Raw genomic sequence first — 19,276 nt, 5'->3', positions numbered from 1 at the left:
TTATTAAATTTTTCTTACGCTGGAATTTCTCCTTTGTATAAGAAAGAAATAATTTCTTTGTTTAGTTTGTCAATCATTTCACTGAATAAGTGGAAAGATTCCTGCTTATAGATTACCAATGGATCTTTTTGCTCGTAAACAGCTCCTTGAGAAGATCTTCTCAAGTCGTCCATCTCACGAAGGTGAAGCTTCCAGTTTTCATCAATAATTGATAATGTGATGTTCTTTTCAAAATCGTTCACTAAACTTTCACAATGCGTATCGTAAGCTTCTTTAAGGTCAGCAACAATAGTCATTGTTTTGTGTCCGTCTGTGAAAGGAACCTGGATCATTTTGAACATTGAACCTTGATTTTGGTATACATTCTCAATGATTGGGAATGATTTTTCTTTCAATAAGTTCAGCTTCATTGCGTAATCTTCCTGAGCGGCCTTGAATAAGATATTGGTCAGATCCGGAATGGTTTTATTATTAAAATCATTTTGGGAAACCGGAGATTCCATGGTGAATGTTTTAATAATTTCATATTCAAAATCCTTATAACTTCCAGAAGCTTTTCCTTTCGCAACGATAGAATTAGCAACATCGAAAATCATATTCGTAATGTCATATTTCAAGTGGTCTCCGAATAGAGCGTTCTTTCTTCTCTTATAGATTACGTCACGTTGTTTATTCATTACGTCATCATACTCAAGAAGTCTCTTTCTTGTTCCGAAGTTATTTTCTTCTACTTTCTTCTGAGCTCTTTCAATGGACTTGCTGATCATAGAGTGCTGAATAACTTCACCTTCTTTATGACCCATTCTGTCCATCATTTTAGCGATTCTCTCAGAACCGAACAAACGCATTAAGTTATCTTCAAGAGATACATAGAACTGTGAACTTCCCGGATCTCCCTGACGTCCTGCTCTACCTCTTAACTGTCTGTCAACACGTCTTGAATCGTGTCTTTCAGTACCGATAATGGCTAAACCTCCGGCTTCTTTTACTTCTTTAGAAAGCTTAATATCCGTACCACGACCTGCCATGTTGGTTGCGATTGTTACAACTCCCGGCTGTCCTGCACCTGCTACAATTTCTGCTTCTTTCTTGTGAAGCTTCGCATTCAATACCTGGTGTGGAATTTTTCTTAATTGAAGTGCCTTTGATAATAATTGAGAAATCTCAACAGAAGTTGTACCTACCAAGACAGGTCTTCTTGCTGCTGTTAGTTTTTCAATTTCTTCAATTACGGCGTTATATTTTTCTCTGTTAGTTTTGAAAACTAAATCTTGTTTGTCATGTCTCAAAATAGGACGGTTGGTAGGAATTACCACAACGTCTAATTTATAGATCTCCCAAAGTTCTCCAGCTTCAGTTTCAGCAGTACCGGTCATCCCCGCAAGTTTGTTGTACATACGGAAATAGTTCTGAAGTGTAACCGTTGCAAAAGTTTGAGTCGCTGCCTCAATTTTTACATTCTCTTTCGCTTCAATCGCCTGGTGAAGACCGTCTGAATAACGTCTTCCTTCCATGATACGACCTGTCTGCTCGTCAACGATTTTCACTTCACCATCAATCACTACATATTCATCATCTTTTTCAAATAATGTGTAAGCTTTCAATAGCTGGCTCATCGTGTGAACTCGCTCAGATTTTTCAGCAAAATCAGAGAAAAGTTTTTCTTTAGCTTCAAACTCTTCTTCTTTAGATAAGTTTTTAGCTTCTACTTCAGCAATCTCAGTTCCGATATCCGGAAGTACGAAGAAGTTGGCATCAGAGTTTCCTTGAGACATGTATTCAACACCTTTGTCTGTAAGGTCTACCTGATTGTTTTTCTCCTCGATGACGAAGTAAAGATCTTTATCTACGATCGGCATATCACGGTTGTTGTCCTGCATATATTGCGCTTCAACTTTCTGAAGCAATGCTCTGTTTCCGCTTTCCGATAAGAATTTGATTAATTGTCTGTTTTTTGGAAGACCTCTGTATGCCTGAAGTAATTTGAATCCTCCTTCTTTTGTATTTCCAGCAGCGATTAATTTTTTCGCTTCATTGAAAATAGCAGAAACCGTTTTCTTTTGTACTTCAACGATTCTGTCGATAGAAGGCTTAAGAACATCAAATTCTTGTCTGTCTCCCTGAGGAACCGGACCAGAAATGATTAATGGTGTTCTTGCATCATCTACCAATACAGAGTCAACTTCATCCACGATTGCAAAGTTCAATTCTCTTTGTACCAGTTCTGAAGGTGATGTCACCATGTTATCTCTCAGGTAATCGAAACCGAATTCGTTATTCGTTCCGTAGGTAATATCTGAGTTATATGCTTTTCTTCTTCCGTCAGAGTTCGGTTGGTGGTTATCGATACAGTCGATAGACATACCATGGAACTGATAAAGAGGACCCATCCATGCGGAGTCTCTTTTTGCAAGGTAGTCGTTCACGGTTACAACGTGTACCCCTCTTTCAGGAAGTGAATTTAAATAAATAGGTAATGTTCCTACCAAAGTTTTACCTTCACCGGTTGCCATCTCGGCAATTTTACCGCTATGAAGAATAACTCCTCCGATAAACTGAACATCATAGTGGACCATATCCCAAACTACAGGAGTTCCGGCAGCGTCCCATGAGTTTTTCCAAACAGCTGTGTCTCCCTGAATGCTCACGAAATCTTTTCCTGCATCAGCCAGTTCTCTATCCCAGTCACTAGCCGTTACACGGATTTCTCCATTCTGAGCCCATCTTCTTGCCGTTTCTTTGATCAATGCAAAAGCTTCGGGAAGAACCTGAATCAGAACTTTTTCTTCAATTTCGTATGATTCTTTCTTTAAAGACTCAATTTTTGAGAAAAGAGCTTCTTTTTCGTCAACGTTTGTTGAATTTTTTATCTGCTCTTTTATCTGTTCTATTTGAGCTGTAATCTTGCTGGTTGCAGATTTTATATTCTCTTTAAACTCAGCCGTTTTTTGTCTCAACCCATCATCTGACAATTGTTGAATGTTAGGTTCTACAGCTCTGATTTTTGTTACAACTTTTTTTACTTCTTTTAGGTCCTGCGCTTTTTTGTCTCCCAAAAACCCTTTAAGAACTTTGTTTAAAAAACTCATAAATTTTTTGCTTTATGCTTAATGCAAAATGCTTTAAGCGTTTTAAATAACACTTATCGTGTAAATTAATATATAAAAAGGGCAAAAAAGCTCTAAGCACGCAGCCTAAAGCTCATCGCTTTATTAATATTCGTCCTCGTTCCAAAGGAAATCCTCGTCAGTAGGATAGTCACTCCATACTTCTTCGATAGATTCATAAATTTCTCCTTCGTCTTCGATTGCCTGAAGGTTTTCTACTACTTCCATAGGTGCACCAGTTCTGATTGCGTAGTCAATAAGCTCTGCTTTTGTCATTGGCCAAGGTGCGTCACTTAAATATGAAGCTAATTCTAATGTCCAGTACATAATTTTCTAATTTTTTGCAAAAGTATAAAAATAGGTTGTATAATAAACTTTTTTATACTTGATTTTCAATTCTTTTTATAATTTTTTCTTATAAATGGCTGTCACAAACTAACTGGCAGCTGTGTCAGCAATTTACTTATTGTCGTTTTCTCAAAAACCATTCCACAAATTTTTTTATGCCATTTTGGAAGTTTGTGGCCGGTTTATAGCCTATTAAATCCTTCGCTTTGGTAATATCGGCATTCGTTTTTGTGACATCTCCCGGCTGCATTGGCAGAATTTTTTTGATGGCAGTTTTTCCAAGTGCTATTTCTATAGTTTCCACCATCTCAGATAAAGTGATTACCTGGTTTTCTCCCAGATTCAGAATTTCATAAACTCCGGAATGGTTTTCCAGATAGAGGATTGATTTGGTAATCCCATCAATGATGTCATCAATATAGGTGTAATCTCTGGCAGTATTTCCATCACCGTAAAAAGGGATTTCCTGATCTTCTGAAATAAGTTTTACAAACTTGTGTATGGCAAGATCTGGCCTTTGTCTCGGTCCATATACTGTAAAGAACCTAAGCTGGATCATATCTATATGGTATAGATTATGGTAAACATGACCTATAATCTCCCCACTTTTCTTTGTCGCTGCATAGGGTGAAATCGGATTGTCTACATTATCTGTTTCTGAAAAAGGAATTTTTTCATTATTTCCATACACGCTTGAAGAGGAGGCACAAATGAATTTTTTAATATTGAAATCCTTACACAGTTCCCAAAGATTCATAGTACCTCGTACGTTCACTTCTTCGTATTCAAGAGGTCGTTCAATAGAGGGCCGTACACCGGCAAGAGCTGCCAGGTGAACGACCATATCAATATGATGATTTTTAAAGATGTTTTCAAGGCCTTTTTTATCCCTGATATCCTGCCAATAGAGGGAATATTGCTCAGAATGGGTGAGGGAAACTAAACGCTGGATATCGGTCTCTTTATCTGAGAATTCAAAATCCGAATTTTTACCAATTGACTCTAAAGTATTTTTAATTTTTACCTGATAGTCATAGAAATCATCAAAATTGTCAATGTTTATGACAGAATGTCCATTTCCTAATAATCGTTCAACTAAATGGGAACCGATGAACCCACTACCGCCTGTTACAAGATAAACCATTTGTATTTTTTATTAGCACAAAAATATAAATTTTACTTTTTGAAAAATATAATCATTAAATTTACTTAAAAAAGTAATATAAATATAATATGCAGTTTCAAGGGCAAATTTTAAAAATGACAAGCTATGATGCTAAGCCAATCCAATACTACCTCAATCTTTCAGGAGATCTGATCCATATGAATGAGCTGTTTGGTAAGGAGTTAAGTATAAAACATACAGGATTCCAATGTGTAAATTGTGGGGAAAATAAACCGATTTACAGAATGGGATTCTGCAAAAGTTGTTTTTTTGAAAGTCCTTATGCCAGTGATACCATTATCCGACCGGAGCTTTCTACCGCACATTTAGGAGTTGCAGAACGTGATCTTGAGGTTGAAAAACAAATTCAGCTTCAGCCGCACACCGTGTATCTGGCTTATACCGGAGACGTAAAGGTAGGCGTAACGAGAAATACTCAGATTCCTACAAGATGGATTGATCAGGGAGCAACTTTTGCATTACCCATAGCAAGAACCGAAAACCGCTATGAGGCAGGAATGATAGAAGTGGCCCTGAAAGAGCATCTTGCAGATAAAACCAACTGGAGAAAAATGCTGCAGGATGATTTTGAAGGAGAAGTAGATCTTGCGGATTTCCGTCAGAAAATAAAAGAATATTTTCCTGATGACTTCCAGAGATTTTATAGTGAAGGAGAAGAATTGTGGAGTTTTGATTACCCTTTTGAAAAGCCGGAAAAAGTTTCTTCGTTTACTTTAGATAAAAAACCTGAGTTTACAGGAAGATTAACAGGAATTAAAGGACAATACCTCGGATTTGAAGGAGGAAACTTTATCAATGTAAGAGGGCATGAAGGCTATGTTATTGAACTGGAAATAAAGAACTGATCTGTATAACAGGAAAAAATCAAATCACAAAATATGAAAAAATGGGTTAAAAGACTATTAATAAGTTTCGGAATCCTGGCAGGAATTCTTCTTGCTGCGAATTTCGGGCTGAATGTATGGCTTAAAACCCAGCTTCCGGAATACATTAAAAAGAATACAGACTATAAAGTTTCCTATAAAACCCTGGATGTTGATCTGGGAACAGGAAATATTTTAGCGACGGGAATTTCAGTTAACAGTAAAGATCCTCAAAACACAGACGTTATCGGCTTGCAGGGAACAGTTGACACTTTGAAGATAAGCCGTTTTGGAATTTATGATGCTGTTTTTAATAAAAGAATCAGCTCGTCCGATTTGTTGCTGGCAAAACCTGTTTTAAATATCATTCTTGCAAAACCTATTGATCGCAAAACCGGAAAGAAAAGAAATCCGGTTTTATTTGAAAATATCAGAATCAACGAAGGTAAAATTGCTGTTTTCCGACATACCAAACGAAAATTTCTATCAGTACAGCAATTGGATCTGTTTGTAGAAAATTTACAGATGACGGAAGAATCTGTAGAAAATAAACTACCCATCGTTTTTGATAAATACAGTATTAAAGGAGAAAAATTCTTTCTCCGTCCAGATGAAACATATGCTGTTACCATCAGTACTATAAATACAAGTAATGGGCATATGTCTGTTGAGAATTTCAGGCTGACTCCGCTGCTTTCTTTTGCACAGTTTAAAAAGTTTTATCCTAAAAAAGCCCAATTATTTGACTTTGCAGTTCCTAAAATGAATTTTACAGATGTCATTTTAAACAAAAATAAAATTTCACTTACGAATGCAGGCTTCCAGAATCCTGTTCTGAAAGTTTATAATACAGGAGTAAAAAGTAAAAAAGCTGAAAAAAAATCAAATTTTGAGGTAGATTTAAAAAATATTAAGCTGAATAATGCCATAGTAAAGATTACTAAACCTGATGGAAACAATCTTCTGTCTGTAGGGAGTCTTACAGTAAATATCAATCAGCTGATGTTTAATAAAGAAACTTCTGAACAGGTCATTCCTATAGGATACAAAGATTTTACTATTGCAGGGAGAAATATTGAATACTCCAATGCTGAGAATATCACAGTAAGAAGCTTTGCGTTGAAACCTGCCAATGGTGAGATCTGGGATGTTGTATTGAGGTCAGGTCATCCTGAAACAGGAAAAGCCGCGGAAGATTTAAAAACAAATCATATTGCTTTTAATATCAATAAACTGGAATTTATTGATAAAAAACTGAACGTGGATCTTAAAGATCTTCTCGTAGAAAATGTAAATGGCACTTTTAGAGCAGGTGAAAAAACAAATAATAAATCTGCTGGACCCGGTATTATTAATTCTGTTATCATAAGAAAAACATCCTTAAAAAACTCAAACATTACTTATGATAAAGGAAAACAGCCTTTGACTTTCCATGATCTTAATGCAACGGTAAATAATATTGAACTATTACCTAAGCCTAATCAAACCGGGCTGTCCGTCAAAGTGAAAGACTATTACATTACCACCAGAAACCTGGCTTATAAAACACAGTTTTACAACATGAGCCTTGGACTTCTTAAACTGAATAAGAATAAAATACAGATTACCAATTTTGCCATGAAACCTCTCGTTTCAAGAGCACAGTTTATCAAAATGATACCCGTTGAGAGAGATCTGTATGATTTAAAAGCCGGACAAATTACCGCAGAAGGAGAGTGGGATCTTTTTTCTCACAATAAAATGGTAAGCGCTTCCCATGTAGGGATTGAGTCTGCTAATGCCAATATTTTCAGGAGTAAAATCCCGAAAGATGATCCGAAAGTAAAAGCATTGTATTCAAAAATGCTGCGTTCCATTAAAATCCCTATGACGATTAATACTCTTGACCTGAAAAACTCAGTATTGGTATATGAAGAAGATACTCCGGAAAGTATGGGGCCGGGAAAACTGACATTCAGTAACTTTAATATGAATGTCAAAAACCTGAATTCAGCTAAAATGAAAGGAAAACCCACAAAAGTGGATATAAAAATCAATTGTTCTTTCATGAACCTCTCACCACTTTCCGTAAACTGGAGTTTTGATGTGGCAGATCAGAAAGATGCCTTTGCTATCTCAGGAAAAACGACCAATCTTCCTGCCAGCGGAATCAATCCATTTATCAGACCTTATCTTCATGTGACAGCAACTGCGGGAACCATTCAGGAGATGCTCTTTAATTTTAAAGGAAACCCTGCCGGATTACACGGAACTTTTAATATGAAACATAAAGATTTGAAAATTGCAGTCCTGAATAAGAACAATCATGAGAAAAAAGGTTTTCTGACTGCTGTTGCCAATGTTTTTCTGAAATCAAATTCAGGAAGTTTTCCGGAAGCGGTTACTGTAGAAAATGTAGAACGTGATCCTACAAAATCTTTCTTTAATCTCTTCTGGAGAGGAATTGAACAAGGGCTCAAGAAAACACTGATTGGTAAAAGTGTAGAAAAAACAGAAAAGACCGTGAAAAATGCCGTTTCATCTGTAAAAGAAATGAAACAATCCGTAAAAGAAATAAAGCAGGAAATTAAAAATAAAAAAGAAACACCCCAACCTGAAGAAAAAAAGGAAAAGAAAGGTTTTCTGAACAATATGTTTAGAAAAAAAGAGAAAACCGAAGGGTAATTCTTTAAACCATTAAGATAGAATTGTTGACTGCTAGTGAAACTTCACAATCTTTTAATTAAAAACAACCTTAATGGTTTAAAAAATTAATATGATAGAGTGGTTAAAAATTGAATTCGTCACTTTCCTGAACAGGGATATCCCTTAAAAACTTGTCGAACTCTTCACCCGGATAATTGCTGTCTGCACCATACGAATCTATAATCATTCCACGGTTTCCGGCATTATCTTTTACCACATACAGTACCGCATTATCATCAGGATTGCTGTCGCCTTCAAAACGATATGTTTTTAAAATCACCAACTCAGCAGGCTGATAAACTTTCTCAGAATTTTCAAACTTCATTTCGCACTTTTCATTCATTCTGAATTCTCTATGAATTCCTCTCTCAGAAAGCGTTTTCATAACTTCACTTAAAGTTGTCATTCTATCAAAGTTCTCTGAATTTCCCATAATACTATTTTTGTTGTTAAGTACAATAATTAAACCATTGCAATCCCTAAATATAAGAAAAATAGCAGATTGTAATTTCCTTAAAAATAAAGTTTAATGTTAACAAAATTTATAATTTAAAAAAATAAAATAGGTATACTTTTTGCAATGGTATCAATAATAAATCAGAGAAAATATGAAAAAAGAAGTTGGAGTTTTACTGGCAGGGGGAGTTGGTCTTTTGGCAGTATTAAGTTTAATCAGCATAAAAAAAATATTGACAAAAAAAGATAAAAAATATAGTGATTCCTATTCAGATTATCACAGACACTTTGATGAAAAGAACCACGACGATGAAACTCACGGAGTGGAATTTTACGCAGTGAAGTAGTAAAAAAATATATTTAATTATGTTTAAATCCAACGCTTTTGAAAGTGTTGGATTTTTTTGTGGAAAACTTTAATGTTAAAACTCATTATTTTATAAAAATTCCATTCTAATTTTACACCATAATGCAAAACGAAAATTTCATAAAAGGTCAGGGTGCTCAGCGGAATGTGGTCAATCGTTTCGACAGGTATACCTATGAGCCTGAAGATGAAGATTTCGAAACAGTAAAAACCTCTTTCACGGAAGTGTTTCCCAAAACCATTGTAAATCAGGTGAAAAGCGAAGATCTTCCGATGGAATATTCTATGAATCCTTATCAGGGATGTGAACATGGCTGCTCTTACTGCTTTGCAAGACCTACCCATGAATATTGGGGATACAGCGCCGGAATTGACTTTGAAAGAAAAATCATGGTGAAAAAAAATGCGCCCGAATTTCTGGAAAAGTTTTTTCAGAAAAGAGGGTATAAAGCCGCCCCGATTTTGCTGTCCGGAAATACCGACTGTTACCAGCCAGCCGAAAGACAGTTTGAAATTACCAGAAAATTACTGCAGGTTTGTCTCGATTACAGACACCCTGTCAATATTCTGACAAAAAATGCACTGGTGCTGAGAGATCTTGATATTTTAAAACCCATGGCAGAACAGAATCTGGTTTCAGTTTCCCTAAGCATTCCCACAATCAACGAAGAATTGAGACGTAAAATGGAGCCAAGAACAAGTTCTGCGAAAAATAAATTAAAAGCCGTCGAAATTCTTTCCGAAAACAACATTCCTGTACATGTAATGGTGGCGCCTATCATTCCCGGACTCAATAGTGATGAGCCTCTGAATATATTAAAAGCAATTTCTGATGCCGGAGCTTCCGGGTTCGGATATACGCTGGTTAGATTAAATGATACCGTAGAACCGGTTTTTGTGAACTGGATTGAAGCCCATTTTCCAGACAGAGCACAAAAAGTCCTCAATCTCATCCGCTCCATGCGAGGTGGGAAACTGGGAGATAAAAGATATTTTGAAAGACAAAGAGGTGAGGGGAATATCGCTGAAATGATTCATACTACCTTTAAGATTGGCAGAAAGAAGTTTTTTGACGGGAAAGAATTTCCCAAACTGTCCACCACTAACTTTACCGGAGCCAGGGATCAGCAACTAAGATTGTTTGATTGATCATCACTTTTGAAAACATCCTCCTGTTATTTATAGGATAAATAGAGTTTCTTTCCGGTATTATTCCAATAAATTTTCTTCCAAAATCAGTTTGCTATCAATATATCATCATATATATAGTATAGCATTCGTTTTTCAGGAGCTATTTCCTGCTATCCATTCATACTCCTCACGCCAGCGGCTCTCTAGTGCTCCAACCCAGCAACTCTCCAACCCAAGCTGCGGGGTAACCATTTCTATCAGGGCTAGAGGAGAAGGCAAATGATGAATTATAAATGATAAATGATGAATTCAGGGTTTGGGTTTTGAGTTACGTGTTTCGAGTTCTGTTTTTTAATATTTGAGTTCCGGATTTTCAGGCTTCGTATTATTACTATCCCTATTCTATATCATCAGCAGTATTTATATACTATAAGAACATGCTTTATCAAGTTTTAACTACACATCTTTTTCGTACACCTATATCATATCCAGTATTCTCTGTGTAAATCTGTGCCATCTGTGGAAAAAAAACACAATGCACCCCAACCTGTATCCATTCCCGCAACGATAATATTCAATATTAGCGTAGCTTTATCCCGTTTTCATTACACACTTTTTTTATACCTATATTATATCCATCATCCTCTGTGCAAATCTGTGCCATCTGTGGGAAAAAATCACCACGCATCCCACGCTTTATTCATTCCCACTACAACCATATTCAATATTAGCATGCTTTATCCTGTTTTCACTACACACTTTTTTTGTATACCTATATTATATCCATCATCCTCTGTGCAAATCCGTGCCATCTGTGGGAAAAAATAGCCACGCATCCCAACCAGTACCTATTCACTCTACAACCATATTCAATAGAAACGGGCTATAATCCTGAGTGTAGACGAAGAGAGTCCGTTTTATCAAAAATATTCCTTTCCTATGGCTTTAGCCAAAACTTATCTTTTATACATATCCTATATAGAATATATATCTTTCATTACTCATTACTCATTACTAATTACTCATGATTCCCCCTTTCACGCTCAAACCCTCAAATTCTCCCACCCTCAAACCCTCCCACTGGGAATCCCAAACAAATGTTTAAAATTTTTCTCACTTTGTATCAGTGGCTTATGTTCAAATATTACGAGGATATAACATTTATGTTAAATAAAGTTGTTTTGCGTTGCAATAAGTTGTTATCTTTGCCCCACTGAAAAACGAGAGTAGTTCAGTAGCGCAGAAGAGCTTTTAGATAAGCAGAGACCATATGATACTTCAAAAAGAGACAAACAAAAAACTTTAATTTTTTTATTAAAAAGAGTTGCGGGTTTAAAAAGAGTTTGTATCTTTGCAGTCCCAATTAGAGGGAGCGCAGGAGTAGAATGATTGAGGGTTTAGGAGAGAGATTAAGGTTACTTAAAAAACTTTAAAATTTTCTTTTAAAACATTTGGTCATTAAGAAATAAAGTTTTACTTTTGCACTCGCAAATACGGAGCGACACTGACAGAGAGATTGCTTCGTTGAAAAGCGAAAGATATAAAGATCATTGACATACAATATAACAACCAAGTAAGGAAAAACTAAAGCGTTAAAAAACTTTGAGTGAGTCAGACAAACATACAATGGAGAGTTTGATCCTGGCTCAGGATGAACGCTAGCGGGAGGCCTAACACATGCAAGCCGAGCGGTATAGATCTTTCGGGATCTAGAGAGCGGCGTACGGGTGCGGAACACGTGTGCAACCTGCCTTTATCTGGGGGATAGCCTTTCGAAAGGAAGATTAATACCCCATAATATTTTGAATGGCATCATTTAAAATTGAAAACTCCGGTGGATAGAGATGGGCACGCGCAAGATTAGATAGTTGGTGAGGTAACGGCTCACCAAGTCTGCGATCTTTAGGGGGCCTGAGAGGGTGATCCCCCACACTGGTACTGAGACACGGACCAGACTCCTACGGAGGAGGCAGCAGTGAGGAATATTGGACAATGGGTGAGAGCCTGATCCAGCCATCCCGCGTGAAGGACGACGGCCCTATGGGTTGTAAACTTCTTTTGTATAGGGATAAACCTTTCCACGTGTGGGAAGCTGAAGGTACTATACGAATAAGCACCGGCTAACTCCGTGCCAGCAGCCGCGGTAATACGGAGGGTGCAAGCGTTATCCGGATTTATTGGGTTTAAAGGGTCCGTAGGCGGATCTGTAAGTCAGTGGTGAAATCTCACAGCTTAACTGTGAAACTGCCATTGATACTGCAGGTCTTGAGTGTTATTGAAGTAGCTGGAATAAGTAGTGTAGCGGTGAAATGCATAGATATTACTTAGAACACCAATTGCGAAGGCAGGTTACTAAGCAACAACTGACGCTGATGGACGAAAGCGTGGGGAGCGAACAGGATTAGATACCCTGGTAGTCCACGCCGTAAACGATGCTAACTCGTTTTTGGAGCGCAAGCTTCAGAGACTAAGCGAAAGTGATAAGTTAGCCACCTGGGGAGTACGTTCGCAAGAATGAAACTCAAAGGAATTGACGGGGGCCCGCACAAGCGGTGGATTATGTGGTTTAATTCGATGATACGCGAGGAACCTTACCAAGGCTTAAATGGGAAATGACAGGTTTAGAAATAGACTTTTCTTCGGACATTTTTCAAGGTGCTGCATGGTTGTCGTCAGCTCGTGCCGTGAGGTGTTAGGTTAAGTCCTGCAACGAGCGCAACCCCTGTCACTAGTTGCCATCATTAAGTTGGGGACTCTAGTGAGACTGCCTACGCAAGTAGAGAGGAAGGTGGGGATGACGTCAAATCATCACGGCCCTTACGCCTTGGGCCACACACGTAATACAATGGCCAGTACAGAGGGCAGCTACACAGCGATGTGATGCAAATCTCGAAAGCTGGTCTCAGTTCGGATTGGAGTCTGCAACTCGACTCTATGAAGCTGGAATCGCTAGTAATCGCGCATCAGCCATGGCGCGGTGAATACGTTCCCGGGCCTTGTACACACCGCCCGTCAAGCCATGGAAGTCTGGGGTACCTGAAGTCGGTGACCGTAATAGGAGCTGCCTAGGGTAAAACAGGTAACTAGGGCTAAGTCGTAACAAGGTAGCCGTACCGGAAGGTGCGGCTGGAACATCTCATTTTAGAGCGTCTTAGGACGATAAACAAAATTAGTATCGCAAGATACAGCACTTACTTAAAGTTCAAGCTTTAGTTTTTTGTTTGGTTGCTATATAAAAATACAAAACCCACTAGAAATTAGTAAAGGGATAGAGAGATTTTAGATTATAAATTATAGATTTTAGATTTAAGAATCATTTAAAATTTTCAATTTAAAATTTAAAATTAATAATGAAGTCTCGTAGCTCAGCTGGTTAGAGCGCTACACTGATAATGTAGAGGTCGGCAGTTCGAGCCTGCCCGAGACTACTAATTGAAGGGATTATAGATTATAAATTATAGATTTTAGATTATAACGCATGTTTGATTTAAAATTTATAATCTAGAATTTACAATTTCTACTAGAGGGGAATTAGCTCAGCTGGCTAGAGCGCCTGCCTTGCACGCAGGAGGTCAAGGGTTCGACTCCCTTATTCTCCACAGTTTTGGAAGCTTAATTTAAAAGTTACGGATAGAGCCAAAAACAATATCTGTTCATTAAGCAGACAAGAAGACATTAAGATCATTGACATTAACGGTAAAGACATCACAAAGAGATAACCGAGCACTTTCGAGTGCCGAGTTTATAAAAATATCGATAGACGAGAGTTTATCAAAAAATACTGAACTAATTTAAATATTAGGAAAGAAATCGTTAAGGGCGTATGGCGGATGCCTAGGCTTTCAGAGGCGACGAAGGACGTGGTAAGCTGCGAAAAGCTGCGGGGATTGGCACACACGAATTGATCCGCAGATGTCCGAATGGGGCAACCCGGCTGGTTGAAGACCAGTCACCTCTTAGGAGGAGCAAACCCGGAGAACTGAAACATCTAAGTACCCGGAGGAAAAGAAATCGAAGAGATTCCGTAAGTAGTGGCGAGCGAAAGCGGATTAGCCCAAAAGTCTTTATATGTTTAGAGGAATGTTCTGGAAAGAACAATCATAGAAGGTGATAATCCTGTACTCGAAAGGCATATTTGGATGATAAATGAGTAGGGCGGGACACGTGAAATCCTGTCTGAATATGGGGGGACCATCCTCCAAGGCTAAATACTCCTGAAAGACCGATAGTGAACAAGTACTGTGAAGGAAAGGTGAAAAGCACTTCGAATAGAAGGGTGAAATAGAACCTGAAACCGTACGCCTACAAGCGGTCGGAGCACCTATATGGTGTGACGGCGTGCCTTTTGCATAATGAGCCTACGAGTTAATTTTACTAGCGAGGTTAAGGTATTAAGTACCGGAGCCGGAGCGAAAGCGAGTCTGAATAGGGCGTATAGTTAGTAGGATTAGACGCGAAACCTTGTGATCTACCCATGGGCAGGTTGAAGCTCTGGTAACACAGAGTGGAGGACCGAACCGGTTGACGTTGAAAAGTCTTCGGATGACCTGTGGGTAGGGGTGAAAGGCCAATCAAACTGGGAGATAGCTCGTACTCTCCGAAATGCATTTAGGTGCAGCGTCGTATATAAGTTTATTAGAGGTAGAGCTACTGATTGGATGCGGGGGTTTCATCGCCTACCAATTCCTGACAAACTCCGAATGCTAATAAATGTTCTACGGCAGTGAGGGCATGGGTGCTAAGGTCCATGTCCGAGAGGGAAAGAACCCAGACCAACAGCTAAGGTCCCAAAATATATGTTAAGTTGAAGCAACGCGGTTGGACTGCATTGACAGCTAGGATGTTGGCTTGGAAGCAGCCATTCATTTAAAGAGTGCGTAACAGCTCACTAGTCGAGCGGTCCGGCATGGATAATAATCGGGCATAAACATATTACCGAAGCTATGGATTTGTATTTTAGATACATCTGGTAGGAGAGCATTCTATTTGCGCCGAAGCAGTACTGTGAGGTATTGTGGAGCGGATAGAAAAGAAAATGTAGGCATAAGTAACGATAAAGCGGGCGAGAAACCCGCTCACCGAAAGACTAAGGTTTCCTCAGCCATGCTAATCAGCTGAGGGTTAGTCGGGACCTAACGCGAACCCGAAAGGGGTAGTGGATGGACAATGGGTTAATATTCCCATACTTGCTCACACTAAAAAGGGGACGGAGTGCCGTACTTACTGGAGACTGACGGAATAGTCAAGGCCTAGCCTTCGGGCGAAGCTGCTGTAGGGAAAGTGCTTCCAAGAAAAGCCGAAGTGAAGCAACCCGTACCAAAACCGACACAGGTAGTCGAGGAGAGAATCCTAAGGTGCTAGAGTGAATCATGGTTAAGGAACTAGGCAAAATAGTCTCGTAACTTCGGGAGAAGAGACGCCATCAGCAATGGTGGCCGCAGTAAAGAGGCCCAGGCGACTGTTTATCAAAAACACAGGACTCTGCAAAATCGAAAGATGCAGTATAGGGTCTGACACCTGCCCGGTGCTGGAAGGTTAAGGAAGGTGCTTAGGGTTAAACCGAAGGCATTGACTGAAGCCCCAGTAAACGGCGGCCGTAACTATAACGGTCCTAAGGTAGCGAAATTCCTTGTCGGGTAAGTTCCGACCTGCACGAATGGTGTAACGATCTGGGCACTGTCTCAACCATGAGCTCTGTGAAATTGTAGTATCGGTGAAGATGCCGATTACCCGCAATGGGACGAAAAGACCCTGTGAACCTTTACTATAACTTCGTATTGACTTTGAGTAAGTAATGTGTAGGATAGGTGGGAGGCTTTGAAGCAGGCACGCTAGTGTTTGTGGAGCCAACGTTGAAATACCACCCTTTACTTACTTGGAGCCTAACTTCTTTTAGAAGGACATTGCGTGGTGGGTAGTTTGACTGGGGTGGTCGCCTCCAAAAGAGTAACGGAGGCTTTCAAAGGTACCCTCAGCACGCTTGGTGTAATGGCATAAGGGTGCTTGACTGTGAGACCTACAAGTCGATCAGGTGCGAAAGCAGGACATAGTGATCCGGTGGTTCCGTATGGAAGGGCCATCGCTCATAGGATAAAAGGTACTCCGGGGATAACAGGCTAGTCTCCCCCAAGAGCTCACATCGACGGGGAGGTTCGGCACCTCGATGTCGGCTCGTCACATCCTGGGGCTGGAGAAGGTCCCAAGGGTTGGGCTGTTCGCCCATTAAAGTGGCACGCGAGCTGGGTTCAGAACGTCGTGAGACAGTTCGGTCTCTATCTATTGCGGGCGTTAGATGTTTGAGAGGGCTTGATTCTAGTACGAGAGGACCGAATTGAACAAACCTCTGGTGTATCAGTTGTACCGCCAGGTGCACTGCTGAGTAGCTACGTTTGGAAGAGATAAGCACTGAAAGCATATAAGTGCGAAACTCGCTCAAGATGAGACATCTTTTAAGGGTCGTTGGAGATGACGACGTTGATAGGCTATAGGTGTAAAGACAGTAATGTCATAGCCAAGTAGTACTAATTACCCGTAGATTTATAGCCTGATATGGCGCACGGAAGTGCAGCAAGGTTACCTCTTTGTGAAAGTTTTTATCGCTTAAAACAGATATCAGAGATTAGATCTCAGATCTCAGACAAATTCGTCTGACATCTGCTGTCTTACATCTGACATCTTATATACAACCTTTAGGGTGGTTTTAGCGGTGGGGCTCACCTGTTCCCATTCCGAACACAGAAGTTAAGCCCACCAGCGCCGATGGTACTGCTAACGCGGGAGAGTAGGCCGCCGCCAGTTTTTATTTTATTTTTAAAAATCCTTTATCTGATGATAAAGGATTTTTTTGTTATATACTATACCCTGACAAATCCCAACCCAACATCAATAATGAGTAATCAGCAATCAGCAATGAGTAATATCCAACGTATGCTATCATTACTTATTACCCATTACTCATCTCTACCCAGCACTATTGTCCACTCCCCAGGAGTCTAAACAATTCGGGACTGTATTGTATCATTTTCCTCAACGGATGTCTTACCAAATAATAAGTTTTGGCTAAAGCCTATAGGAAGAAAGAAATTTTAATAAAACGGGCTAAAGCCCGCTCCTATTGAATATGAAATAGGGCAATTCACATTTTAAAATTCATCAAACCAAATCAGAAATTCACGATTTCTCCTTCAAATCCCGAAACTCATCATTCATAACTTATAATTCATAATTGACTTTCTCCTAGCCCCGATAGCAATGGTTACCCCACAGCTTGGATTGGCGAGTGAGTGGGGCTGAGCGTGGGAGTGTGCAGGCGCGAGGAGTATGAATGAATAGCGGGATACAGCTCCTGAAATATCACGACTTAAATTTATTAAACTTCTTTATTTAATCAAGAGGAAGTGTTCATTATTTATACGCTGATTATTTACGCTCATATAAGGCTTATTATCCCTGGAAGCTTATCTGGTATGGAAAATATATATAAATCCTCAGAACCTGCCTTATCTTAATCCAGAAGAAATAAAAAAAACCGCTTCGTAAAGAAACGGTTCTTATTTATGATATTGGGACTTTCAATCTTACATATCACTGTTTGTGTCCGGGCATTTAAAATCATCACTGCAGGTAGCACATACAATGGTTCCATTGCAGTAGTACATACAGAAATCTGTTTCAGGAAGATTAGCACCTCCAGAAATGTTTTTTAATTGGCCCTTTTGTAGTTTTTTTAAATTTTTCATATCGTTTTAATTAAAAATTTGTAGTTAAAGTAAAATTAGTTAAAATATTTTTAATTAAATAGTCTTTATGAAAATAAAAATTTAATGTAGTTTAAAATAATGACCCGAAAAGCTTACAGCTCAAGAAAAAACTAAAGATCTGGGTGATGAAACATCTAATAAAAGTTTGAATAGAAAATATGTATTGGTGAAGAAACAGACTTAAAGGAGGTTGAATGAAAGGAGTTTATCCAGGGAAGATAAAGAACCTTGGTTGTGATGCTTATATCTGTCTTTAAATAGTTTCAGGCAGCCTAAGAAACTACGGAATTTTATAGTATAATAGAATAGGGCAAAAAGGCAGTTCGCATTTAAATAAAATGGGCTGTCTCAATTTTGAAACAGCCCATTCTTTTCTTATTTTTTAATCAATCCTAATTCGATTAATCTTTCATGCAGGAATTCTCCGGCAGTTGTATCTTCGTATAATTTTGGATTGTTTTCATCTACACAGTTCTCAAGTGCATTTAAAGACATTGCACTGATAGGATGCATAAAGAAAGGAATTGAATATCTTGAAGTACTCCACATTTCTCTTGGCGGGTTTACCACTCTGTGGATGGTAGATTTCAATTTGTTGTTCGTATGTCTTGAAAGCATATCACCAACATTGATCATCAGTTCATCTGGTTCAGCAATGGCATCAATCCATTCTCCGTTGTGGTTCTGAACCTGAAGACCTTTACCTTGTGCCCCCATTAAAAGGGTAATAAGGTTAATGTCTCCATGAGCAGCAGCTCTTACCGCATCATCTGGTTCTTCGGTGATTGGCGGATAGTGAATAGGTCTTAAAATAGAATTTCCTTCTGCGATTTTATCATCAAAATAAAACTCATTTAACCCAAGGTGTAGTGCTAAAGCTCTTAACACATACTGTCCTGTTTTCTCAAGCATCTGGAATGCCTCTTTACCTACTTCGTTGAATTTTGGAAGTTCATCAACGATTACATTGTCCGGATACTCAGTTTTGTATTTTGAATCATCAGACAAATACTGTCCGAAATGCCAAAATTCTTTTAAGTCTCCTTTTTTGAAACCTTTTGCAGTTTCTTTACCGAATCCTACATAACCTCTCTGTCCACCAATTCCTGGAATCTCATACTTCTGTTTCGTTTCCACTGGTTGTTCAAAAAAGTTTTTTACCTCTCCATACAAATCCTCCACTAGGTTGTCATCAAGAAAGTGGCCTTTTAAGGCTACAAAACCAATTTCTTCATAAGCTTTTCCGATTTCATTTACAAATTTCTGTTTGCGTTCCGGGTTGTCCGAAAGGAAATCACGCAGGTCTACACTAGGTATTTTATCCATTTTTAGAAATTTACGAACAGCAAAATTACATTTTTTTTAAATTAAAT

General features: G+C 38.7%; 10 protein-coding genes, 2 tRNA genes and 3 rRNA genes. 9 read left to right on the top strand and 6 right to left on the bottom strand.

Annotated features, from left to right (window positions below; translation table 11 throughout):
* Positions 1-14: 14 nt before the first annotated feature.
* From secA to ACWPWS_RS20915, 3 genes are all read right to left on the bottom strand, one after another.
* On the bottom strand, positions 15-3,089 hold the full coding sequence (secA, locus tag ACWPWS_RS20925; RefSeq protein WP_209786618.1) for a preprotein translocase subunit SecA: 3,075 nt from the start codon (positions 3,087-3,089) through the stop codon (positions 15-17).
* Between the two features lie 123 nt (positions 3,090-3,212).
* Complete coding sequence (locus ACWPWS_RS20920; RefSeq protein ID WP_002662059.1) at positions 3,213-3,434, bottom strand: DUF2795 domain-containing protein; 222 nt, start codon at positions 3,432-3,434, stop codon at positions 3,213-3,215.
* Between the two features lie 136 nt (positions 3,435-3,570).
* Positions 3,571-4,599 (bottom strand): GDP-mannose 4,6-dehydratase, encoded by a 1,029-nt coding sequence (locus ACWPWS_RS20915; protein WP_454047781.1) that lies wholly within the window; start codon positions 4,597-4,599, stop codon positions 3,571-3,573.
* A gap of 89 nt (positions 4,600-4,688) precedes the next feature.
* On the opposite strand from ACWPWS_RS20915, the gene ACWPWS_RS20910 reads away from it, so the two are divergent.
* Together ACWPWS_RS20910 and ACWPWS_RS20905 are read left to right on the top strand one after the other, a co-directional pair.
* The gene (locus tag ACWPWS_RS20910) at positions 4,689-5,486 is read left to right on the top strand and encodes a DUF2797 domain-containing protein (protein ID WP_209786620.1); all 798 of its coding nucleotides are present in this window, start codon (positions 4,689-4,691) and stop codon (positions 5,484-5,486) included.
* Between the two features lie 33 nt (positions 5,487-5,519).
* Positions 5,520-8,168, top strand: a complete 2,649-nt coding sequence (locus ACWPWS_RS20905) for a hypothetical protein (RefSeq protein WP_454047780.1) — start codon at positions 5,520-5,522, stop codon at positions 8,166-8,168.
* 103 nt (positions 8,169-8,271) lie between these two features.
* On the opposite strand, the gene ACWPWS_RS20900 is transcribed toward ACWPWS_RS20905, so the two are convergent.
* Positions 8,272-8,622, bottom strand: a complete 351-nt coding sequence (locus tag ACWPWS_RS20900; protein ID WP_454047779.1) for a hypothetical protein — start codon at positions 8,620-8,622, stop codon at positions 8,272-8,274.
* A gap of 175 nt (positions 8,623-8,797) precedes the next feature.
* Between ACWPWS_RS20900 and ACWPWS_RS20895 the strand changes: the two genes are divergently transcribed.
* The 7 genes from ACWPWS_RS20895 to rrf all read left to right on the top strand — a co-directional run bounded on the left by ACWPWS_RS20895 (position 8,798) and on the right by rrf (position 16,941).
* Positions 8,798-8,992 carry a hypothetical protein gene (locus tag ACWPWS_RS20895; RefSeq protein WP_034693837.1) on the top strand — a complete coding sequence of 65 codons (195 nt, stop codon included), beginning with the start codon at positions 8,798-8,800 and terminating at the stop codon, positions 8,990-8,992.
* Between the two features lie 122 nt (positions 8,993-9,114).
* Complete coding sequence (locus tag ACWPWS_RS20890) at positions 9,115-10,161, top strand: PA0069 family radical SAM protein (protein WP_454047778.1); 1,047 nt, start codon at positions 9,115-9,117, stop codon at positions 10,159-10,161.
* 1,605 nt (positions 10,162-11,766) lie between these two features.
* Positions 11,767-13,285 (top strand): 16S ribosomal RNA (locus ACWPWS_RS20885).
* Between the two features lie 212 nt (positions 13,286-13,497).
* Positions 13,498-13,571, top strand: a tRNA-Ile gene (locus ACWPWS_RS20880).
* Between the two features lie 97 nt (positions 13,572-13,668).
* A tRNA-Ala gene (locus ACWPWS_RS20875) sits at positions 13,669-13,742 on the top strand.
* Positions 13,743-13,946: 204 nt separating this feature from the next.
* Positions 13,947-16,688, top strand: a 23S ribosomal RNA gene (locus ACWPWS_RS20870).
* A gap of 145 nt (positions 16,689-16,833) precedes the next feature.
* A 5S ribosomal RNA gene (gene rrf, locus ACWPWS_RS20865) occupies positions 16,834-16,941 on the top strand.
* Together the 16S, 23S and 5S rRNA genes with 2 tRNA genes alongside form the textbook arrangement of a ribosomal RNA operon.
* 779 nt (positions 16,942-17,720) lie before the next feature.
* Here rrf and ACWPWS_RS20860 read toward each other — a convergent pair.
* Entirely contained in the window at positions 17,721-17,882 is a 162-nt protein-coding gene (locus ACWPWS_RS20860) for a bacteriocin-like protein (protein WP_165791697.1), read from the bottom strand.
* A gap of 396 nt (positions 17,883-18,278) precedes the next feature.
* Entirely contained in the window at positions 18,279-19,229 is a 951-nt protein-coding gene (locus tag ACWPWS_RS20855) for an isopenicillin N synthase family dioxygenase (protein ID WP_209786625.1), read from the bottom strand.
* Between the last annotated feature and the right edge of the window lie 47 nt (positions 19,230-19,276).

This window comes from Chryseobacterium sp. Marseille-Q8038 (assembly GCF_965111995.1).
This window is presented reverse-complemented; position numbering and strand designations above follow the sequence as displayed.